Annotated in this window: 20 protein-coding genes; 7 read left to right on the forward strand and 13 right to left on the reverse strand. The window is 40.9% G+C overall.

The window, feature by feature from the left end; translation table 11 throughout:
• Positions 1-6: 6 nt before the first annotated feature.
• Positions 7-123, reverse strand: a complete 117-nt coding sequence (gene lptM / locus A3GE_RS12375; protein ID WP_077553533.1) for an LPS translocon maturation chaperone LptM — start codon at positions 121-123, stop codon at positions 7-9.
• A gap of 97 nt (positions 124-220) precedes the next feature.
• Between lptM and cyaY the strand changes: the two genes are divergently transcribed.
• Positions 221-526, forward strand: a complete 306-nt coding sequence (gene cyaY, locus A3GE_RS0109225; protein WP_018356977.1) for an iron donor protein CyaY — start codon at positions 221-223, stop codon at positions 524-526.
• A 1-nt stretch (position 527) separates the two neighbouring features.
• Positions 528-2375 (forward strand): DNA helicase RecQ, encoded by a 1848-nt coding sequence (gene recQ, locus A3GE_RS0109230; RefSeq protein ID WP_018356978.1) that lies wholly within the window; start codon positions 528-530, stop codon positions 2373-2375.
• Positions 2376-2426: 51 nt separating this feature from the next.
• Here the strand turns inward: recQ and glpC are convergent, their stop codons facing one another.
• From glpC to glpA, 3 genes are read right to left on the reverse strand one after another with little or no spacing between them, the layout of a single operon-like run.
• A complete protein-coding gene (gene glpC / locus A3GE_RS0109235) occupies positions 2427-3707 on the reverse strand; it encodes an anaerobic glycerol-3-phosphate dehydrogenase subunit GlpC (protein WP_018356979.1) in 1281 nt (426 codons plus the stop codon).
• A gap of 10 nt (positions 3708-3717) precedes the next feature.
• Entirely contained in the window at positions 3718-5007 is a 1290-nt protein-coding gene (gene glpB / locus A3GE_RS0109240) for a glycerol-3-phosphate dehydrogenase subunit GlpB (RefSeq protein ID WP_018356980.1), read from the reverse strand.
• Entirely contained in the window at positions 4997-6688 is a 1692-nt protein-coding gene (glpA, locus tag A3GE_RS0109245; RefSeq protein WP_018356981.1) for an anaerobic glycerol-3-phosphate dehydrogenase subunit A, read from the reverse strand. Before glpA ends, glpB begins: the two co-directional genes overlap by 11 nt.
• Before the next feature lie 288 nt (positions 6689-6976).
• Between glpA and glpT the strand changes: the two genes are divergently transcribed.
• Together glpT and glpQ are read left to right on the forward strand one after the other, a co-directional pair.
• Entirely contained in the window at positions 6977-8419 is a 1443-nt protein-coding gene (gene glpT / locus A3GE_RS0109250; protein ID WP_018356982.1) for a glycerol-3-phosphate transporter, read from the forward strand.
• Between the two features lie 147 nt (positions 8420-8566).
• Positions 8567-9658: a glycerophosphodiester phosphodiesterase gene (gene glpQ, locus A3GE_RS0109255; RefSeq protein WP_018356983.1), complete on the forward strand. Its 1092-nt coding sequence runs from the start codon at positions 8567-8569 to the stop codon at positions 9656-9658.
• 96 nt (positions 9659-9754) lie between these two features.
• Here glpQ and A3GE_RS0109260 read toward each other — a convergent pair whose 3' ends face one another.
• On the reverse strand, positions 9755-10498 hold the full coding sequence (locus tag A3GE_RS0109260; protein ID WP_018356984.1) for an MIP/aquaporin family protein: 744 nt from the start codon (positions 10496-10498) through the stop codon (positions 9755-9757).
• Positions 10499-10839: 341 nt separating this feature from the next.
• Between A3GE_RS0109260 and glpK the strand changes: the two genes are divergently transcribed.
• The gene (gene glpK, locus A3GE_RS0109265; protein WP_018356985.1) at positions 10840-12351 is read left to right on the forward strand and encodes a glycerol kinase GlpK; all 1512 of its coding nucleotides are present in this window, start codon (positions 10840-10842) and stop codon (positions 12349-12351) included.
• A 32-nt stretch (positions 12352-12383) separates the two neighbouring features.
• Here glpK and A3GE_RS0109270 read toward each other — a convergent pair whose 3' ends face one another.
• Positions 12384-13256 carry a VirK/YbjX family protein gene (locus tag A3GE_RS0109270; protein ID WP_018356986.1) on the reverse strand — a complete coding sequence of 291 codons (873 nt, stop codon included), beginning with the start codon at positions 13254-13256 and terminating at the stop codon, positions 12384-12386.
• Positions 13257-13359: 103 nt separating this feature from the next.
• On the opposite strand from A3GE_RS0109270, the gene yihA reads away from it, so the two are divergent.
• Positions 13360-13977 (forward strand): ribosome biogenesis GTP-binding protein YihA/YsxC, encoded by a 618-nt coding sequence (gene yihA / locus A3GE_RS0109275; RefSeq protein ID WP_018356987.1) that lies wholly within the window; start codon positions 13360-13362, stop codon positions 13975-13977.
• A gap of 114 nt (positions 13978-14091) precedes the next feature.
• Positions 14092-15621, forward strand: a complete 1530-nt coding sequence (locus A3GE_RS0109280; protein ID WP_018356988.1) for a YifB family Mg chelatase-like AAA ATPase — start codon at positions 14092-14094, stop codon at positions 15619-15621.
• A gap of 112 nt (positions 15622-15733) precedes the next feature.
• Here A3GE_RS0109280 and nfuA read toward each other — a convergent pair whose 3' ends face one another.
• The 7 genes from nfuA to A3GE_RS0109315 all read right to left on the reverse strand — a co-directional run bounded on the left by nfuA (position 15734) and on the right by A3GE_RS0109315 (position 20764).
• Entirely contained in the window at positions 15734-16318 is a 585-nt protein-coding gene (gene nfuA / locus A3GE_RS0109285) for a Fe-S biogenesis protein NfuA (RefSeq protein WP_018356989.1), read from the reverse strand.
• Positions 16319-16420: 102 nt separating this feature from the next.
• Positions 16421-17119 carry a phosphoribosyltransferase family protein gene (locus tag A3GE_RS0109290; protein ID WP_018356990.1) on the reverse strand — a complete coding sequence of 233 codons (699 nt, stop codon included), beginning with the start codon at positions 17117-17119 and terminating at the stop codon, positions 16421-16423.
• A 2-nt stretch (positions 17120-17121) separates the two neighbouring features.
• The gene (locus A3GE_RS0109295) at positions 17122-18504 is read right to left on the reverse strand and encodes a type IV pilus secretin PilQ (protein WP_018356991.1); all 1383 of its coding nucleotides are present in this window, start codon (positions 18502-18504) and stop codon (positions 17122-17124) included.
• A gap of 8 nt (positions 18505-18512) precedes the next feature.
• Positions 18513-18905, reverse strand: coding sequence for a pilus assembly protein PilP (locus tag A3GE_RS11635; protein ID WP_018356992.1), 393 nt, complete (start codon positions 18903-18905; stop codon positions 18513-18515).
• A gap of 2 nt (positions 18906-18907) precedes the next feature.
• Positions 18908-19426, reverse strand: coding sequence for a hypothetical protein (locus tag A3GE_RS0109305; RefSeq protein ID WP_018356993.1), 519 nt, complete (start codon positions 19424-19426; stop codon positions 18908-18910).
• Positions 19423-19941 (reverse strand): PilN domain-containing protein, encoded by a 519-nt coding sequence (locus A3GE_RS0109310; protein ID WP_018356994.1) that lies wholly within the window; start codon positions 19939-19941, stop codon positions 19423-19425. The genes A3GE_RS0109305 and A3GE_RS0109310 overlap by 4 nt, the downstream gene beginning before the upstream one ends.
• Positions 19928-20764, reverse strand: a complete 837-nt coding sequence (locus A3GE_RS0109315) for a pilus assembly protein PilM (protein WP_018356995.1) — start codon at positions 20762-20764, stop codon at positions 19928-19930. Before A3GE_RS0109315 ends, A3GE_RS0109310 begins: the two co-directional genes overlap by 14 nt.
• Positions 20765-20790: the final 26 nt, after the last annotated feature.

Consider the following 20790-nt stretch of genomic DNA (forward strand, 5'->3'; position numbering starts at 1 on the left):
CACCAATTATTGATTCTGTTGCGTTTGCTCTTTTTCCGGAAAATACAATGGTCCTTTCACGCCACAACCTGTTGCTAACACACAAACTGCACTTAATACTAAAATTGACAATAATTTTTTCATTTTTTCTCTCTCACTCATCGTTAAATCCGCCTTTCACAAGGGAACAAAAGGCTTTATAATTTGCCGCATTCTATCAGATTTGAAGGGAAAAACATTTATGAATGTTGCAGAATTTCATCAAAATATTGAACAAATTTGGCAAAAAATTGAAGAAGAATTAGAAGAACAAGGTGCAGATGTGGATTGTGAAACCCAAGGCGCGGTGTTTACTATGACCTTTGACAATCGCACACAAATTGTTATCAACAAACAAGAACCTTTGTTTGAACTTTGGCTTGCCAGTAAATTAGGCGGTTTTCATTTTTCCTTCAAAAATGGTGAATGGATTTCTAATGATGGACAACGATTCTGGGATAGTTTAACGAAAGCCTGTGCAGCGCACGGCGAAGCTGTTCAATTCTAATATGTCCAGTCTTCCTCCATCCCCAAAAATACCGGAAAAACCAACCGCACTTTCTGTGCTAAATTCGGTTTTCGGCTATCAATCTTTCCGCAAAGGGCAAGAAGAAGTTATTAATACCACACTTAATGGACAAGATTCACTGGTGGTAATGGCGACGGGGAATGGTAAATCTCTCTGCTATCAGATTCCGGCGCTCTGTTTTGATGGACTTACACTGGTGATATCCCCCCTCATTTCATTAATGAAGGATCAGGTGGATCAACTACAGGCTAACGGTATTGAGGCGGATTTTCTCAATTCCAGCCAAACATTAGAACAGCAGCAACAAGTACAAAATAAGCTGATTTCAGGACAGCTTAAACTCCTTTACATCTCACCGGAAAAGGTAATGACAAACAGCTTTTTCCAGCTGATTTCCTATTGTCAAGTCAGTTTTATCGCCATTGATGAGGCGCATTGTATTTCTCAATGGGGGCATGATTTTCGCCCCGAATATACCCAACTTGGCGGCTTAAAATCCAGTTTTCCGAATACGCCTATTATGGCATTGACGGCAACTGCGGATCATGCCACACGGCAAGATATTCTCACTCATCTAAAACTGCAAAATCCGCATAAATATATTGGCAGTTTTGATCGCCCAAATATCCGCTACACACTAGAAGAAAAATTTAAACCCATGGAACAACTTGCCCGTTTCGTGCTGGCACAAAAAGGCAAAAGCGGTATTGTTTATTGTAACAGTCGTAATAAAGTCGAACGAATAGCAGAAAGTTTACGTAATAGAGGAGTATCCGCTGCTGCCTATCACGCCGGAATGGAAACCACACAGCGTGAACGTGTGCAGCAGGATTTTCAACGTGATAATATACAAGTGGTGGTGGCAACTATTGCCTTTGGTATGGGGATCAATAAATCCAATGTCCGTTTCGTGGCACATTTTGATTTGCCGCGTAGTATTGAATCTTACTATCAAGAAACCGGTCGTGCAGGACGGGATGATTTACCTGCGGAAGCCGTATTATTTTATGAATCAGCGGACTATGCTTGGTTACAAAAGATTTTACTTGAGAAACCGGAAACACCTCAACGGCAAATTGAACAACATAAATTAGAAACCATAGGCGAATTTGCCGAAAGTCAGACTTGTCGTCGTTTGGTGTTGCTCAATTATTTTGGAGAACATCGCCAAACGCCGTGCAACAACTGCGATATTTGCTTAGATCCACCTAAGAAATATGACGCTTTAGTAGATGCGCAAAAAGTAATGTCAACCATTTACCGTGTAGGGCAATGTTTCGGAGCGCAATATGTGATTGGCGTATTACGAGGAATGCAAAATCAGAAAATCCTCGAACGGCAACACGACAAACTGAGCGTCTATGGCATTGGTAAAGATAAGAGCAAAGAACATTGGCAATCGGTGATTCGCCAATTAATTCATCTTGGTTTTATACAGCAGGTGATTGGAGAATTTAACACAACATTACAGCTTACAGAAAACGCCAAACCCGTGTTAAAGGGAGAAATCCCCCTAGAACTCGCAATGCCACGTATTTCCGCAATTAGCAAAATTGCTCACAGTCCACAACGAAGCACGATGGTTAATTACGATAAAGATCTTTTTGCCCGCCTGCGCTTTTTACGCAAACAAATCGCCGACAAGGAAAATATCCCTCCTTATATTGTGTTCAATGATGCAACACTACAAGAGATGGCACAATATATGCCGACCTCTAATATTGAAATGCTGCAAATTAACGGCGTGGGAGCAATAAAATTGGAACGCTTCGCCCAACCTTTTATGACATTGATTAAAGAACATAAAGCGATTTTGGCGAAGGCTTAAGTAAGATAGAAGTAAAAAGTGCGGTCAATTTTAACCGCACTTTTTTGTTTCCTACGCCTCCATTGACATACAAAGTAAGGTCAAAGGGTGAATGCAGGTAACGTTGGAGGACATATCAATTTGCCATTTACAGGTTTGACATTCGGAAATAACGTAATCAAATCCGCCATCATTGATATTATCAAATAAAGTTTTGCCGATAGATTGTGCAGTGTCATAATTTTCCGCTTTAAATCCATAAGTACCGGCAATGCCGCAGCATTGTGACGGCAACATAATGATTTCCAATCCCGGAATTTGTTTCAACACATCCAACGTGTAAGGTGCCCAACCGGCCTTTTCCACATGGCATGCCGTGTGGTATGCCACCCGCAATTTAAGTGGCTTGAGTGGCAAAGTTTTACCTTCTTTAAAAAGCCGATACAGGAAAGGGGTCACCATATGAATGTGTGGACGGACTTTGGCATTGTCGATACCTAAGATATGATGATACTCATCCCGTAAATTTAACGCACAACTTGAGGCTTCGCTAATTACCTCTACCCCTTTTTCATCCACTATTTTGCCAATATGGTCGGTATTAAATTGAGCAATATTGCGCGCGCGCTCAGGAAAACCGTTCACGGTTAAAGGTAAGCCGCAACATTTTTCTTTTTCTAATAACATCACACCAATCCCCATGGCATTGAATACTTTCAGAAATTCCTTGCCCAATTGGGGATTATTGTAGTTCACATAACAACCGTGAAAATACGCGACTTTGCGTTCAAAGTTTTTCTGTTCTTCTAAGGCATTTTTCATGTACCAGCTACGAAACGTGCCAAAGGAATATTTCGGCAGAGTGCGTTTTTTACTGATATTAAGGGTTTTCTCAAGCACAAATTTAGTGGCACTTAATCCGGTGATAGTATTCACAATGGGCGCAAGGGGCGTGTTGAGTTTTCCCATCACATCGGTGTTACTCAAAATGACATCACGCAATTTGTTCATCAGCGGTTTTTTCTGTTGTGCCAAATGATTATTCCGAGCCCGAACAATAAGATCACCGATTTTTACATCAGACGGACAAGCCACTTCACAACGTTTACAGTTCGTACAATATTTGAGAGCTTCGTCATAAAGTTCGGCAGATTTTAAACGTAAACGCTCACCATCAGGGCCGGACTGCTTCGGACCGGGGTAAAGAGGATTATTACGAGAAACCGGACAAACCGCGGTACAAGCAGTACATTTAATACAGCTTTCAAAACTTTCATCAATATACTGGTGGCTTGCCGGTGAATTGAGCGATTGTTTTGCACTGTCAATTAATCGTTGAATATTTGTATCCATATCGCCCCTCCTATTTTGCCTTTGCTAAAATTTCATCAGCCACGGTAAGTGCTGTTACCACTGCCACCCCAGAACCACAACCCAGTTCTAAAGCATTAAAACCGCCGATGACGTTACCCACCGCATATAGATTCGTTAAAAATTGACCGCCCTTTTGTACTTGGCAATGCGCATTAATCACCACCCCGGCAGATTGATAAGGTTGCGGATTAGAGAAACGGTGATCCGTCCAAGTGAAACGATCTTTTTCATTAAAACCTTGTACGCCCGTGATGTCAGCATAAAACACTGGCTCGAAAATTCGATCAAATTCGGACATTAACCCTTTGCTGAAAAAACTGCCGGAGGCAAGGACAAAATTGTCAGCAATGATTTCTTCTTTATTATGCAGACGTGTCATAATACAACGCACACGATCGCCGTCAAAATGCGCTTTCACTGCACTGTCGCCATTCATCATTAATCCACCGAGGGATTCAAATTGGCGACGTAATTGAATACGTTGGCGCATTCCTAGCAATGACGGCGGCAAAGTTGGTAATTCAAATAAAGCGAGTTTTGTAGCTTGGCGAAGTGCGGTCATAAATTCTTGATTTTCTAACCCAAAACAAGCCGGCAAAAATACCGCTTCTGCACCTTGCGCCGCATCCACAATTTCTTTCACCAAATCATCAAAAGCCAATTTATGTTCTAAAAGCTGGGCGATATTGACACTACGGAACTCACGGGCATTTTGTCGAAGTTCGTCCAACTGTGGAATATTCAAGAAACCGCTGGTTACCTCACAATGAGCAAATTGCGTATTAAGCACTAAATTTGCGGCTAATAATTGCGGTTGGAAATCGTGATAACCTTCAATACCCAGCACAGCAATACGTTTGTGTGGGAAAGATTCACTCCCCTCTATCGTCGGAACACTATTCGGGGAAAGCCATGAGCCACGCAAGCTCCCCAATCCTGCCACCCTCCAGTGATTTTTTTCTCTGGAACCGACTAAATGAAGATTGAGTGATTGAGCCAAGGTTTCAAACGCCTGTGCTTTGCTCATCACTTGTTCTCCCCCCAACAGACTATAGGGATGAGCCGGTAATGCGGTGCAAAGTGCGGTCAAATTTTCTTTTAAATTTTCCACCGCACTTCCGTCAGGCAGACGACTTAATAAATCAAAAGAACCGGAGGCAAAATCCATTGCGGCTTGTCCGTTGTTGATGATCACGCAATGTTTACCCTGTTGTTGAAGGGCTATGCCGCAGGTCAATCCCGCCAAGCCACCGCCAATAATCGCTACATCAAAATTCATTACTATCCGTCCCTTGTTGCGCTTGTTCTTCAAGCGGTTTCACATCATTCAAACCCAATACGCTACCATACATCCAAGCGGTAAATTCCGCCTCACGAATTGCTTCACCCCAAGCGATAGGTTGGATACCACGCCAACGCTCTTCCATAAAGGCATTAAGTTGAGTGGTAGATTGGCGAGGAGTGGCAACCTCAAAACGATTCATCAACCCAGCAGCACGGCAAGCACAAAGTTCCGCTTGGCAGGTTCCCATGCCTACACGGGTACGGCGGCGTAAATCCACCAGATTATTGACATCAAGCTCATCAATAGCATAACGTACTTCCCCCGCCGTCACCGCTTCACATTCGCACACCATGGAACGATCTAAACGATCTGTTTGTAGCAATCGACTTGCCCGCGCACCATGGCGATATACGGCGGAGTAGCGAATAGTGCTTGGTAATGAGATCACTTTTTGATTGGTCTCTTGGCGGCTTTCTGTCGAACCCGGTAAAGGACGCTCTGCGGTAACACAAGGAGTATTTTTATTCAGCTTTTTACACACTAAATTCGTTGCCCATTCTGCCATCAAGCGATAGGTCATCAGTTTACCGCCGGTAATCGTAATAAATCCGTCTAAACCGTCACGCTCTGCATGATCCAACAAAACAATACCACGGCTTACATTTCGACCTGACGGATCATCATCAGTCGCTACGAGTGGACGCACCCCCGCATAAGCGCGAAGCACACGCGTGTGGCGTAAACTTGGCGCAAGTTTTTCCCCTTCACGAAAAAGAATATCCACCTCTTCGGGGGTGACTTCCATATTGTCGATTTGATCATAAGGAATGCGGCTGGATGTCGTACCAATCACACAAATGGTATCACCCGGCACGAGAATATCGGCATCCGCCGGTTTACGGCAACGATTAATCACCATTTTATTAATACGGTGTCCCATCACCAGTAAGGCACCTTTTGCCGGGAACATTTTTATTTTGAGATCAGCGTATTCCGCAATCCCTTGCCCCCAGATCCCACTGGCATTCACCACCACTGGTGCAAAAAATTGACGTTTAATCTTGTTTTTATGGTCATAAACATCTACGCCAATGACTTTCCCGCCTTCCCGAATAAGATTTTTCACTTCACAATAAGTGAATACTTTGGCACCGTTTTCTGCGGCATCCATCATATTGGAGGCAGTTAAACGGAAAGGGTCAATGGAACCGTCCGGCACAACCACTGCCCCCACTAAGTTTGGATTAACAGAAGGCTCCATAATTTTGGCAAGTTGAGGATCAATAGCAACTGCCTCAATACCGGATTTTATACAGCTTTCAATGAAGGTTTTTTGATAATCAAGGGAATCCTCCGGTAGAGTGATAAATAACCCTTCCGTTTCATCTACACAATGACGGGCGATTTTGCGCAAAATACGGTTTTCTTTAATACATTCTTCCGCCGATTCTTGATCATTCACCGCATAGCGTGCACCACTATGCAAGAGCCCGTGATTACGCCCGGTTGCACCGGTCGCAATATCACGGCGTTCCAATAAAATACAATTAACACCACGCAATGCACAGTCGCGTGCAATACCAGCGCCTGTTGCACCACCGCCAATAATAATCACATCTGTAGATAAAGAAGAAAAATCTCCAACATCTCGATATAAATTAGGCGATAATCCCATGTTTACCCCCAAAGCCCACAAAAAATAAGAGAAAATAAAAAACTAAACCGATTGTAGAGAATAACGTTTAAATTAACAACATTTTGCTCGAAAAAGAAAATAAATTTGTGAGAAAGATCACTATATTTTCGCATTCACTCATATAAGCATAATTTTTTTGTGAACCACTTCACATTTTTTAATTCAAAAACTTCCTTATTTTTTATTTTTCATTATTATGCACGCTGTTCCTTTCTTTTTTAAATTTGAAGGGAAAATCATAATTATAAATGTTGTTGGAGAAAAATTATGTTTGGACCATTTAAACCCGCGCCGCATATTGCGGAACTTCCGGCGGAAAAAATTGATTCTACTTATAAACGCTTACGTTGGCAGGTATTTGCAGGAATCTTCTTTGGTTATGCTGCTTACTATTTTGTGCGTGCAAACTTTGACTTGGCTCAAAAAGGTTTAATTGAAGCAGGTATGTATAACAAGGCTGAGTTGGGTCTTGTCGGTACGGCAGCCGGTTTGGCTTACGGTTTGTCAAAATTCTTTATGGCAATGCTTTCGGACCGTTCTAACCCGAAAGTCTTTTTACCATTCGGTTTATTGCTGTCCGGTTTATGTATGACCATGATGGGGCTGTTCCCATGGGCGACATCCGGCATCGTTATCATGTGGATTATGATTTTTTTAAACGGTTGGTTCCAAGGGATGGGATGGCCACCATGCGGACGTACTATGGTTCACTGGTGGTCTAAATCCGAACGCGGAACTATCGTTTCTATTTGGAATACCGCACACAACCTTGGTGGTATGGTACCGGGGGCAATGGTACTTCTAGCCGGTGCTATTTACTTTAGCACATACGGTGTAGAGGCCACGGCAAAAGACGTATGGCAACAAGCCCTTTACTATCCGGGTATTGCCGCAATGATCATCGCTATTCCGATTTATCTTGTGATGAAAGATACCCCACAATCTTGCGGTTTACCACCTGTTGAAAAATGGCGTAATGACTATCCCGATGACTATAACGAAAAAACTTACGAGCATGAGCTTTCTACCAAAGAAATCTTTATGACTTATGTATTGAAAAACAAATTATTATGGTACATCGCCATTGCTAACGTATTTGTTTACTTAATTCGCTACGGTGTGTTGAAATGGTCGCCGGTTTACTTAGGTGAAGTCAAACACTTCAACATTAAAGGTACCGCATGGGCATACACCATTTATGAATTGGCGGCGATTCCGGGTACATTATTATGCGGTTGGGTATCTGACCACGTATTCAAAGGTAAACGCGGATTAACCGGTTTCATCTTCATGATCTTAACCACCATTGCGGTTGTGGCTTTATGGAAAAACCCGGCTACACCTGAAGCTGAGATTGCTAGCTACAGTGCATGGTATGAAAACCCATATCAATTAACCGACTTCATTTTAATGACAACTATTGGTTTCTTAATTTATGGTCCGGTGATGTTAATTGGTTTACACGCCCTTGAGCTTGCACCGAAAAAAGCAGCAGGTACGGCAGCAGGTTTCACCGGCTTATTCGGTTATTTAGGCGGTACAGTTTCAGCCTCTGCTGTAGTAGGTTGGGCAGCTGAATACTACGGCTGGGATGGCGGTTTCTACGTTATGATTATCGGCGGTATCTTAGCAGTGTTATTGCTTCTCAATGTGATGATTGAAGAAGGTAAACACAAAGCGAAATTAGGTGATACCTACGGTACGAAATAATTAGTGTAAATAAGGTGACGGGCAAATGCTTAAGTCGCCTTTTTTCTTTAAGAAATCTTTAACATAAATGAATTATATTGACCCAATATTATTCATTCACAAAAAACAATCCGAAAACTAACCGCACTTCTTCAAGGAGAAATAGTTATGAAACTTAAGACTTTAGTCCTTTCTTTATTGGCTGCAGGCGTATTAGCCGGTTGTAGCAGTCAAACTTCAATGATGGCAAATAATATGAAATCAGAAAAAATCATTATCGCCCACCGTGGTGCAAGCGGCTATTTACCGGAGCATACTCTGGAGTCCAAAGCCCTTGCTTTCGGTCAACAAGCGGATTATTTAGAACAAGATTTAGCCATGACAAAAGACGGTCGCCTCATTATTATTCATGATCATTTTTTGGACGGCTTAACTGATGTGGCTAAAAAATTCCCAAACCGTCACCGTAAAGACGGCCGTTATTATGTAATTGATTTCACCTTAAAAGAAATTCAAAGTTTGAATATGACGGAAAACTTTAAAACCAAAGACGGTAAACAAGTTGCCGTTTACCCTAACCGTTTCCCGCTTTGGAAATCCCATTTCAAAATCCATACTTTTGAGGATGAAATTGAATTTATCCAAGGTTTAGAAAAATCCACCGGAAAAAAAGTGGGTATTTACCCTGAAATTAAAGCCCCTTGGTTCCATCACCAAAACGGCAAAGATATTGCAACCGAAACACTCAAGGTATTGAAAAAATACGGTTATGACAAAAAAACTGATAGGGTTTATTTACAGACCTTTGATTTCAATGAGTTAAAACGCATAAAAACTGAATTACTCCCTAAAATGGGGATGGATTTGAAATTAGTTCAATTAGTGGCATACACTGATTGGCATGAAACTGAAGAAAAAAATGCTCAAGGCAAATGGGTGAACTACGATTATGATTGGATGTTCAAACCAGGGGCTATGGCAGAAGTGGCAAAATATGCTGATGGCGTAGGGCCAGGCTGGTATATGTTAATCGATAAAGAAAAATCGAAAGTCGATAATATTCAATATACCCCATTAGTGAAAGAATTAGCACAGTATAAGGTGGAATTACACCCCTATACGGTGCGTAAAGATGCCCTACCGGAATTTTTTACCAATGTAAATCAAATGTATGATGCGTTGCTAAATAAAGCCGGAGCAACAGGAGTGTTTACTGATTTCCCTGATACAGGCGTGATGTTTTTAAAAGGGCAGAAATAATTTTTCTCACAAAATAAAGAACCCAATCTATAAAAGATTGGGTTCTTTTATATGTATAAAAAGTGCGGTTGTTTTCCAACCCGTTTTTCGATTTAGCTACATCACCACAGCATAAACAGCCGCTGCCAATAACGATCCGATGATCGGTCCTACAATCGGTACCCAACAATATGCCCAATCCGGTTTGGTGTTTAATTGGCGGCGGAGGAAAAGTCCTAAGGTTAAACGCGGTCCAAAATCCCGTGCCGGATTGAGAGCATAACCGGTTGTTCCCCCTAAACTCAAACCGATCGCCCAAACAAGAATCGCAACTGGCAATGCACCGATAGAGCCTAAACCAATAGGCGTTGCTTTGGTTGTACCCGGCAAGGTAATATCAGCGCCAACGATATAGAAAATCACAAAGATCAAGACAAAGGTGCCGATAATTTCACTAACAAGGTTGCTTGGATAATGACGAATTGCCGGCTCTGTGCAGAAACAAGCACGTTTTGAACCTTCATTTTCTGTGGCTAAGAAATGGTTACGGTACATAATATAGACCAACAAAGCGCCTACCATACCGCCAAAAACTTGAGCAATAACATAACCCGGCACTAAGCCCCAATCGAATACACCTTTTGCGGCAAGCCCTAAGGTAACTGCCGGATTCAGATGTGCTCCACTGTAAGGCCCGACAACGACAACCGCCACATATACGGCAAACGCCCATGCAGTCGTAATCACAATCCAACCGGAACTTTGTCCTTTCGTTTTATCAAGACAAACATTGGCAACAACACCATTCCCCAAAAGAATCATAAGTGCGGTGCCGAAAAACTCTGCAAAATAAACATTCATAAGAGAATCTCCATACGATGATTGAAAAAGGCATTTCTAAAAAGAAGTGCCGATAGGCAATTATGTTCGTTATTCGATCAAAGGTGAGACACTCAATTTGAGTGTGTTCATTATCAGCCAAAAACCCTACGATTCAAGTAAGTATTTAAACTAAATTTTAGAAATGAGAAGCAGATCACATAATTATTTATCGAAAAAGAAAAATTTTTGTGATCACTGTCATAAAATCACAAAATAGGTATTTAATTTTAATGAAAATTCCATTAGGTTATGGGCGCAATTTGTTCGTTTAAGCTCAAAATATTCGTTTATAACAAAAAACGTACTCCAAGGAGTTTACCATGACCGACAAAAAATACATTATCGCTTTAGATCAAGGCACAACCAGTTCTCGAGCAGTGTTACTGGATCATAACGCTAACATTGTCGAAATTGCTCAACGCGAATTTACTCAAATCTACCCTCGTGCAGGTTGGGTAGAGCATAACCCAATGGAAATTTGGGCAACGCAAAGTTCCACCCTCAACGAAGTCGTTGCCAAAGCCGGTATTACCTCCGATGAAATCGCTGCAATTGGCATCACCAACCAACGTGAAACCACGATTGTTTGGGAAAAAGCAACAGGTGTTCCTGTTTATAACGCTATTGTTTGGCAATGTCGCCGTACTGCGGATATTACCGATAAACTCAAGGCGGACGGTTATGAAGATTATATTCGTCACACCACAGGATTAGTGGTTGATCCTTATTTCTCCGGAACCAAAGTGAAATGGATTTTGGACAACGTAGAAGGGGCTCGTGAAAAAGCAGAACGTGGGGAACTATTATTCGGCACCGTAGATACTTGGCTTGTGTGGAAACTGACTCAAGGTCTTGTTCACGTCACTGATTATACCAACGCCTCACGCACCATGTTATTTAATATTCACACCAAACAATGGGATGACAAGATGCTTGAAATCTTGAATATTCCTCGTTCAATGTTGCCGGAAGTGCGTAACTCTTCTGAAATTTACGGTCAAACCAACATTGGCGGTAAAGGCGGTGTGCGTATTCCGGTAGCAGGTATTGCCGGTGACCAACAGGCAGCACTTTATGGTCACTTGTGTGTACATGCCGGTCAAGCAAAAAATACTTACGGCACAGGTTGTTTTATGTTGCTCCATACCGGTGATAAAGCGATCACCTCAAAAAACGGTTTGCTCACCACCATCGCTTGTAATGCCAAAGGCGAACCGGAATACGCCTTGGAAGGTTCCGTATTTATTGCCGGTGCTTCTATTCAATGGTTACGTGATGAACTCAAAATTGTTCACGACAGTTTTGATTCCGAATATTTTGCGCAAAAAGTACCGGACAGCAATGGCGTCTATGTTGTCCCTGCCTTCACCGGTTTAGGCGCTCCTTATTGGGATCCTTATGCACGTGGTGCGATTTTCGGGCTTTCTCGCGGTGCAAATCGTAACCACATTGTGCGTGCTACCCTTGAATCTATTGCCTATCAAACCCGTGACGTACTGGAAGCCATGCAATCCGATTCAGGCGAGCACTTACAATATCTCCGTGTCGATGGCGGTGCAACAAACAATAATTTCTTAATGCAATTCCAAGCGGATATTTTGGATGTGAATGTAGAACGTCCTGTGGTGAAAGAGGTCACCGCGTTAGGTGCGGCATATCTTGCAGGTCTGGCCACCGGTTTTTGGAAAGACTTGGACGAACTCCGCGATAAAGCACGCGTAGAACGCACTTTCACACCGGATAATGACAACGAAAAACGCGAACGTCGCTACAAAGGTTGGAAAAAAGCTGTGAAACGCTCATTAGAATGGGCGAAGGAAGAGGCTGAATAGAGAACAAAAGAGCGGTCAATTTGACCGCTCTTTTACGTCTTAATCCCTAGTTTCTCGGCCATGGATTTCGAAAATTCATCTAACATAGCGTAGCGTTTCCGATACATTGAACGTTTTTTACTTGGTATATCATCAAGATTTCTATTCTCTTCCAAAGGCAAAACCCAATAATCTTTTCGTTGTCCGCCTGATTCTGAAAAAATAGCATCATAATCCACGGTATAGCTTTTCGACTGAATAAAGCGAGATTTATTTTGATACCTCTGCGGAATACCGAGTAGACTCTCAAATCCAAGACACTTCGTAAGTGCTTTCATTACCTCAATCATTAAATAGGCAGGACGTAAGCCATAGCAAGCTTTCGTAAGCTGTTTCACTCTTTCTTTTGCCCCTTCAAAATTCGGTCCCTGTACAACAGCAATAAGCAATGCATCCTTAAGTTTGGCAAAAGTGAGTAAATAAACCAATTCATTTTGAGATTTATGCCACAGTTCCAATACCCAGTAACCTTCCATGGGTTGATGTGTCGTCATACTTAATGTTATCTCAAAATCAGGGATAATTTCCCCAAAATTCAATGCTTTTTCCCATAGAGGTATCGAAAGTGCGGTTAATTTTTCAGGCAAAAATAATAAATTATCACAAATGGCGTCAAAACGCTGTGATGAGTTAAAGCGTTTATCTAAAAAACGATAAACTAATGGATAAGCATAATCCACTCGTTCATTTAATAACTTAATCAGCTCAGGATGTTGATTAATAAATCCTTCAAATTTCTTGATCCAACGCCAATGTAAAAGGCTACGCAAGTTATAACGCAAACGTTTAAGTACATAAAAACGCCCAGGGCGATCCGGATAAATATCTATTGCAGCTGTCCAACGGTATTGATTTTTTTGAGTCATTTTTATTTGTTATTAAGCTTTTCTCATTGAAACCTATTTTACACAATTTCAGCAAATTTGTGATCTATGCTATGCTTAGTCACTGTATATGAAAGGAAAAATTATGTCTGAAATCAAACTGAATTATCACAAAGCCCATTTTCTCACGAGTGCCCCTAATATCCGTGCCATTCCTGAAGATACCGGCATTGAAATCGCTTTTGCCGGTCGGTCAAATGCAGGAAAATCTACCGCACTTAATGCATTGACGAACCAAAAAAACCTTGCCCGAACCTCTAAAACCCCGGGACGAACCCAACTCATCAACTTATTTGAAGTCGAGCCAAATTGTAAACTTGTGGATTTACCGGGCTATGGTTATGCCGCCGTACCGGAACAAATGAAAATCCAATGGCAAAAATCCTTAGGTGAATATTTACAAAAACGTGAATGTTTAGCGGGGCTTGTTGTCTTGATGGACATTCGTCATCCATTAAAGGATCTCGATCAACAAATGATTGAATGGGCGGTTTCCGCAAATTTACCGGTTTTACTCCTACTCACCAAAGCAGATAAATTGAGCCAAAGCGCACGTAGCAAACAAGTAAAAATGGTGCGGGAAGCCATTCTTCCCTTTCAAGGCGATATTCAAGTAGAAGCTTTTTCAGCACAAAATAAAATTGGTATTGATAAACTTGCGACAAAATTAGATAGTTGGTTTTCGCCAGTTTTTTCTGAATAAAATATGAATTTTGCGAGTAAGATCGCAAAAAAAGCCGGTGATGAGAGATTTCATCACCGGCTTTTTTTATAGTACGAAAACTTTTTAAATTTTAACCGCACTTTTAGGATCCCTATGTCCCTTGCCATCGTTTATAGCCGTGCTTCCATGGGCATACAAGCCCCACTTGTTACGATTGAAGTCCATTTGAGCAACGGAAAGCCGGGATTTACGCTGGTCGGCCTGCCTGAAAAAACAGTCAAGGAAGCTCAAGACCGCGTACGCAGTGCATTGATAAACGCACAATTTAAATATCCAGCAAAACGTATTACCGTAAACCTTGCACCGGCAGATTTACCCAAAGAAGGAGGGAGATTTGATCTACCTATTGCCATCGGGATTCTCGCCGCCTCCGATCAATTAAATTCCTCACGGTTAAAGCAGTTTGAGTTTACTGGTGAACTGGCACTTACTGGGCATTTGAGAGGCGTTCATGGGGTAATTCCGGCTATTCTTGCCGCACAAAAAGCCAAACGGGAACTTATCATTGCCAAACAAAATGCCAACGAAGCCTCATTAGTTTCAGAGCAAAATACTTATTTCGCTCAAACCCTCCTTGACGTAGTGCAATTTCTTAATAATGAGGAAAAGTTGCCGACTGCCGCCGAATTAACACAGGAAAGTGCGGTCAATTTTCACCCTAAAAATCACTTAGACTTAACGGATATTATTGGACAACAACACGCCAAACGGGCACTCACCATTGCCGCTGCCGGCCAACACAATTTACTTTTTCTTGGTCCACCGGGAACCGGTAAAACCATGCTGGCAAGCCGTTTAACAGCACTGTTACCGGAAATGAGCGATCAAGAAGCCATTGAAACCGCCTCTGTGACAAGCCTTGTGCAAAATGAACTTAATCTCCATAATTGGAAACAACGCCCTTTTCGAGCACCGCATCATAGTGCCTCACTACCGGCATTAGTAGGCGGCGGTACGCTCCCTAAACCGGGAGAAATTTCCTTGGCGCATAATGGCGTACTTTTTTTAGACGAATTACCGGAATTTGAGCGAAAAGTCCTTGATGCGTTGCGCCAACCGCTAGAAAGTGGCGAAATAGTTATCTCACGCACCAATGCAAAAATCCAATTTCCTGCACGTTTTCAATTGGTGGCGGCAATGAATCCTAGCCCGACAGGGCATTATACCGGTACACATAATCGCACTTCACCACAACAAATTATGCGTTATTTAAACCGCCTGTCCGGGCCGTTTTTAGATCGATTTGATTTATCTATTGAAGTTCCGCTATTACCACAAGGGAGTTTACAACATTCAGGTGATCGAGGTGAAACCAGTACACAAGTGCGGGAAAAGGTATTAAAAGTACGAGAAATCCAATTAGCCCGAGCCGGAAAAATCAACGCTTATTTAACCGGTAAAGAGATTGAACGTGATTGTAAATTAAATAAAAAAGAGGCGCTATTTCTTGAGAACACATTAAATAAGCTCGGGCTTTCAGTGCGAGCCTACCATCGTATTTTGAAAGTTTCACGCACCATTGCCGATCTGAATGGCGAAAAACAAATTTCTCAAACCCATTTGGCAGAGGCATTGGGCTACCGTGCAATGGATCGGTTACTGCAAAAATTAATCCATGTATAACCATGCCTTAAAAACATATTAAGATTGAAGCTCAAAGTTCTCTCTACTATTGTATTTATTGCAAGATTTAAGGGCGTATACCACGCCCTTAAATTAGAAACTTACAAATAACTTAATAATAAGAATGTTCCCCTCGTTGATGTTCGGTAACATCTCTTGCCCCCTTCAATTCATTTGGGAATAAACCAACTAATTGTTTTTCTATACCATCTTTCAAAGTGACATCCACCATTGAGCAACCATTGCAACCACCACCAAATTGTAGAACAGCATAGCCTTCTTCCGTAATCTCAATCAAAGTAATTCGACCACCATGGCTTGCTAATTGAGGATTTATTTGGGTTTGAATCACATACTCTACTCGTTCAATTAATGGCGCATCATCTGCCACTTTACGCATTTTCGCATTCGGCGCTTTTAACGTAAGCTGTGCCCCTAATTCTTCTGTCACATAATCAATTTCAGCTTCTTCTAAAAAAGGTAAACTCACCTCATCAACAAAGGCAGAGAAAGTATCATACTTCATTTCTACATCGCTTGCTTCTACCGCATTTGGAGGACAGTAAGACACTCCACATTCTGCATTTGGCATACCGGGGTTCACTACAAAAATACGAATATTCGTTCCTTCCTCTTGGGTATCCAATAATTTGCGAAAATGTTCCTGTGCTGCTTTTGAAATAGCAATTTGCTCCATAAAAATATTCCTTAATACTTGAGAAAATTCGTCAGAAATGATACGCCTACTGCGGTATTTTTTCCACTTTTTTATCAAAATCATCCTTATCATCTAAGCCAATCAGACACGTGCCAGCCCCCATACTTGAATTTCCTGAACACCTAGACTAGGTAATAATTTAGCAATCTCATTGAGCGTACTCCCCGTAGTGATAACATCATCCACTAATGCCACTCGTTGATAAGGAAAAGGCTTGGAAAGATCGATCGTAAAAGCGTTTTTCAAATTCTGACGACGTATTGCAGCACTTAAGCCACGTTGAGTGCGCGTATGTTTCACACGTTTAACAGTATGGGATATACAAGGAATTTCAAGCCATCGACTAATAATTTTTGCCAATAAATCTGCTTGATTATAACCTCTCTGCCACTGGCGAAGATGATAAAGTGGTACAGGAATAATCGCTTGAGGAAAGATTAAACCGTGGTTACGCCTTGCATCATAAACTGCCAATAAAAGCAAGCGAGCTAAAGTACGATCGAGCCAAAATTGTTTTTGAAATTTGAAACGATGAATTAATTGAGAAAGTAATGTATCATAGCGTCCAACGACGACCATTCGATCCCATGCAAATTCATTATGCCCACAGCAACCACAATGGAGAGCAAAGTGTTGCAATGGCATACCACAACCGCCGCAATAGACATATTGTTGGATTTTTCGCTGACAAATTGAACATAATCCATTTTGACCTTGTTTTAAGGTAGCTTGACATAACACACAATTAAACTGAAAAAATGTATTAAAATCTAACCGCACTTTTACTTCCTTGGTTTGCCTGCTGTTTTTTGTTTCAATCCTTCTAAACTTTCTCCTTGTTTTAAAATACGTGGTGTAACAAAAATTACTAGTTCACGCTTTTGATGTCGTTCACTTTCTTTACTAAAGAAACGTTTTATCAATGGGATATCACCTAGCACAGGGACTTTATCAATACCTTTCGTAATCGTGTCATGAAACACTCCTCCCAACACGATAGTCTCACCATCTCTCGCAAAAACTTGGGTGTTAATCTCCTGCTTATCAATGGACACAATCTCGTTATTTTGTTGTCCATAAGATATCCGATTACCCGGCGAATTTTGGCTAACCAATAAGTCAAGCAAAATATTGTTATCTTTGGAAATATGAGGCGTCACTTCTAAACCTAACACAGCCTCACGAAACTCAACGGTTTGTATATCGTTCTTACCCGTTACAACATAAGGAATCTCAGTACCTTGCTTAATACTTGCGCTTTTCTTGTTAGTTGTCAGTAACCTTGGACTAGCAATAATTTCTACGCTATTTTCACGTTCAAGTGCAGTTAATTCTAAGTCTAATAATCGCCCGTTAATTTTAGCCACTTGTAATGCCAAAGAACCTGCCGGTGTGGTGTTTGTCGCAAAATTAACATTTAAATTATCTGTTATATTGGCAAAACCATTGGCCGCAATACCACCACTCACTCGATGTGCATTCTCTGTTGGGGTAAAAATTCCCCAACGCACACCTAACTCTTTGAGGCTTTCATCCGTGATAGTGACAATTCTGGCCTCAATAGCAATTTGCTCAATAGGTTTATCCAGTTCGGCAATCAGTTTCATCAAATTTTTGACGGATTTTGCTTCATCTTGAATAATTAATACATTGCTCCGGTCATCAAACGTAATACTCCCCACCGCAGACAATAAAGATCCGCTACCAGTCGTAAGCGATTTCATTACTTCCGAGGCTTTCGCAAAATGGAGTTTAATGGTTTTACTGACTAACATAGGTACATCAGATTTCATCGGTTCAGCAATTTCATTAGCGATTTCTACAGGTACTTTTGCTAAAGATGAGAGCACTCTTGAACTGCCTTGTTTACCTAAATAATAAATACCATTCTCCACCTTTAAAGCTAATCCCTTCATTTTTGCGACAGACTGTAATACACGATCAAAATCAACATTATCTAATTGTAACGAAAGCGAACCTTCCAATTCGTCCTCAATGATTAAATTGGTTCCCTGCTCCAACGCAAGTTCCTGCAAGCTAGATACAATTGGCGCTTGTTTCAATCGGATAGAAAAAACTTGATTCTCTTTCAATTCTGCCGCTAATAAATCCCCCCAATAAAAACTTAGCAAAAAGAGACCGCACTTTCTAAGCCATATGTTCATATCTTCTCCTAAAATCTAAGTTCTAAGGGCTCCGTTTGTTCACATTGCCCTGTTTTTGAACGCAACAACTTCACTCCATTTCTTCCAATCTGTTGCATTAAATACCCCTCTTGCCCCAACCTGTAACCTTGTTTAACAACTATCAATTGTTGGTGAGGATCTAAAAATAGTGCTTTTGAGCTATTTTTATAAAGCACCACACCCACTAATTTCAGCTGTTCAAAAGCACTTTCTATGGCAAAGGAAGGCTCATTAAAAACACATTTTTCTTTCCGTATTTTGGGGAGATTCATTTTATTTTCCCCCGTTTGACGTTGTGAGCGATCAAAAGGATCCGTTGCTACCGCATTAAGACAGGAAAATAAGCAACATAGACCTAAAAAATAACGAGATATCATCATCCTTATTCCTCCCTTTTAAGTTGTAAAACAAGATGGCTTTGCAACTTTCCATTTTCTTTTTTTTCCATCGTAAGCTGTACGAAAGAAAGTAGGGTTTGTTGCGCTAAAAGTGTAGTGAGAAAATGATATGAATATTGAAATTGCCCCTCTAATTGAATCTGTAAAATCGGTCGAGAGGAAAAATCCCATTGATAGACAATCAATTCAATTTCATCACCCAACAATCTGTGAATTTGTTCATCTAATGCCACAATTTGCTTTGTTAGCAGAGACGATAATTCACGCTGATCAGAATGTTTTTTTAAAGTCGAAAGTAATTTTTCTTGATGAGCCAATTCTGTTGATTGTTGTACAATTTCCTGTTCTAGCATTTGCCGTTGCTGTTCACTTTTCCATCCCTCTAAAAGAACAGAAAAATTGACCGCACTTAAACAACAGATAAAAAAACTCCAATGATACATTTTTGGCAATGCCAACCACTTTTCAACAAAGGGGAGCCGCTGTTTAATCAGAGGTTTCACTTGCCACCTCCCGTCATCTCTAAGGAGAGATCAAATTGAAAAACCAAGCGACCTTGTTCTGTTTTAAATTGTGTCAGTTTAACTGTACTGAAATGAGAACTCAGAAATTCGTGCAATGATTCAAATTCTTGTTGTGACAAACAAAATCCATTAAGCTGAATCCTTTCTTCATTAAGGTTAAATATTTCCAGTTCACCTTGTTGAAAAGGAAATCGAGGCAACAAAGACAAAACCTGTTCAACCGTATCGGATTCAATGGCTTGCAACTCTGTTAAATTTTGTATGGCTTGTTTCATTTTGGCAATATTTTGAACGGTTTGCGTTAAACGACTTTTTTGTTGTTCAAACTGTTTTAATTGCAGATTTAATGCCTCTTTTTGTTGGTGTTGAAACCAACTCAACACTGCATATAGCAAAAAAGCGACAGCCCACACGGAAAACATTTTGAGTAAAAACAAAAACAGTAATTGCCGATATTTTTCTAACCGCCAAGGAAATAAATTAATGCCGTTCATTGAGATTCTCATTTAAAATCACAGTCGAAAAACCAGCATTATTTTGACGTAAATCCCTTTGCCACAGCGCGTTTCCTAAGGCAATAAAAGGCAAGTTCGTCATAACCCGCCGCCAATTCTCCGGCAAATCCGTTTGTTCGGTATCAACTGTCTGATATACATAAATACGCTCAATCTCAACATCAAAACGCTGACAAAATTGAGCATAAAGTGCGGTTAAATTTTCCGATGTTTGTAAAAGTTGTTGGCTGTGAGACACATTCATAATAGCAAAACAATGGGATTCATCTTGATATAAATACAATGCATTTTCCTGTACTTCTTTCCCTAAAAGAAAACAGAATGTACGCATAATTGCATGATGAGCAACATCCAAAACATTAAGTAATAATTCATCACAGATCCTCTGGACTTCACATGCTGTCTGCTGACGAATAGCATGAATATCAAGACGGAAACCTTGTTTTAGATCCGTGCTGGCATAATCGAACCAAAGCTCATCAAGAGGAATGGGTAATTCTTTTTGTAAAACAAAACTGCATTGTTGCTCACATTCTTGCGTATTTAGCATGTGAGGAAGGATTAAGGTTTTTGACCAAGTAAGATGAGGGGAGACACAACCAATAAGACGCAACTGCAAGCGGTTTTGTGGAAAATTCTGGACTACTCGTGCCATTAGCTGAGTTTTAATATTTGCTTCACTAATCAAAAATGAAAGAAATTGAACTTGTTTTAAGTTATCTAACCAAACAAATTGTATATGACCTTGTTGTTGATACACGCCAACTTGTACGATTTTCCGTTTTTTATAAGACATCAACATGCGCTTTTCCTATTATTTAGGCGGTG

The organism is Rodentibacter pneumotropicus DSM 21403 (assembly GCF_000379905.1).
In the GTDB taxonomy this organism is placed as follows: domain Bacteria; phylum Pseudomonadota; class Gammaproteobacteria; order Enterobacterales; family Pasteurellaceae; genus Rodentibacter; species Rodentibacter pneumotropicus.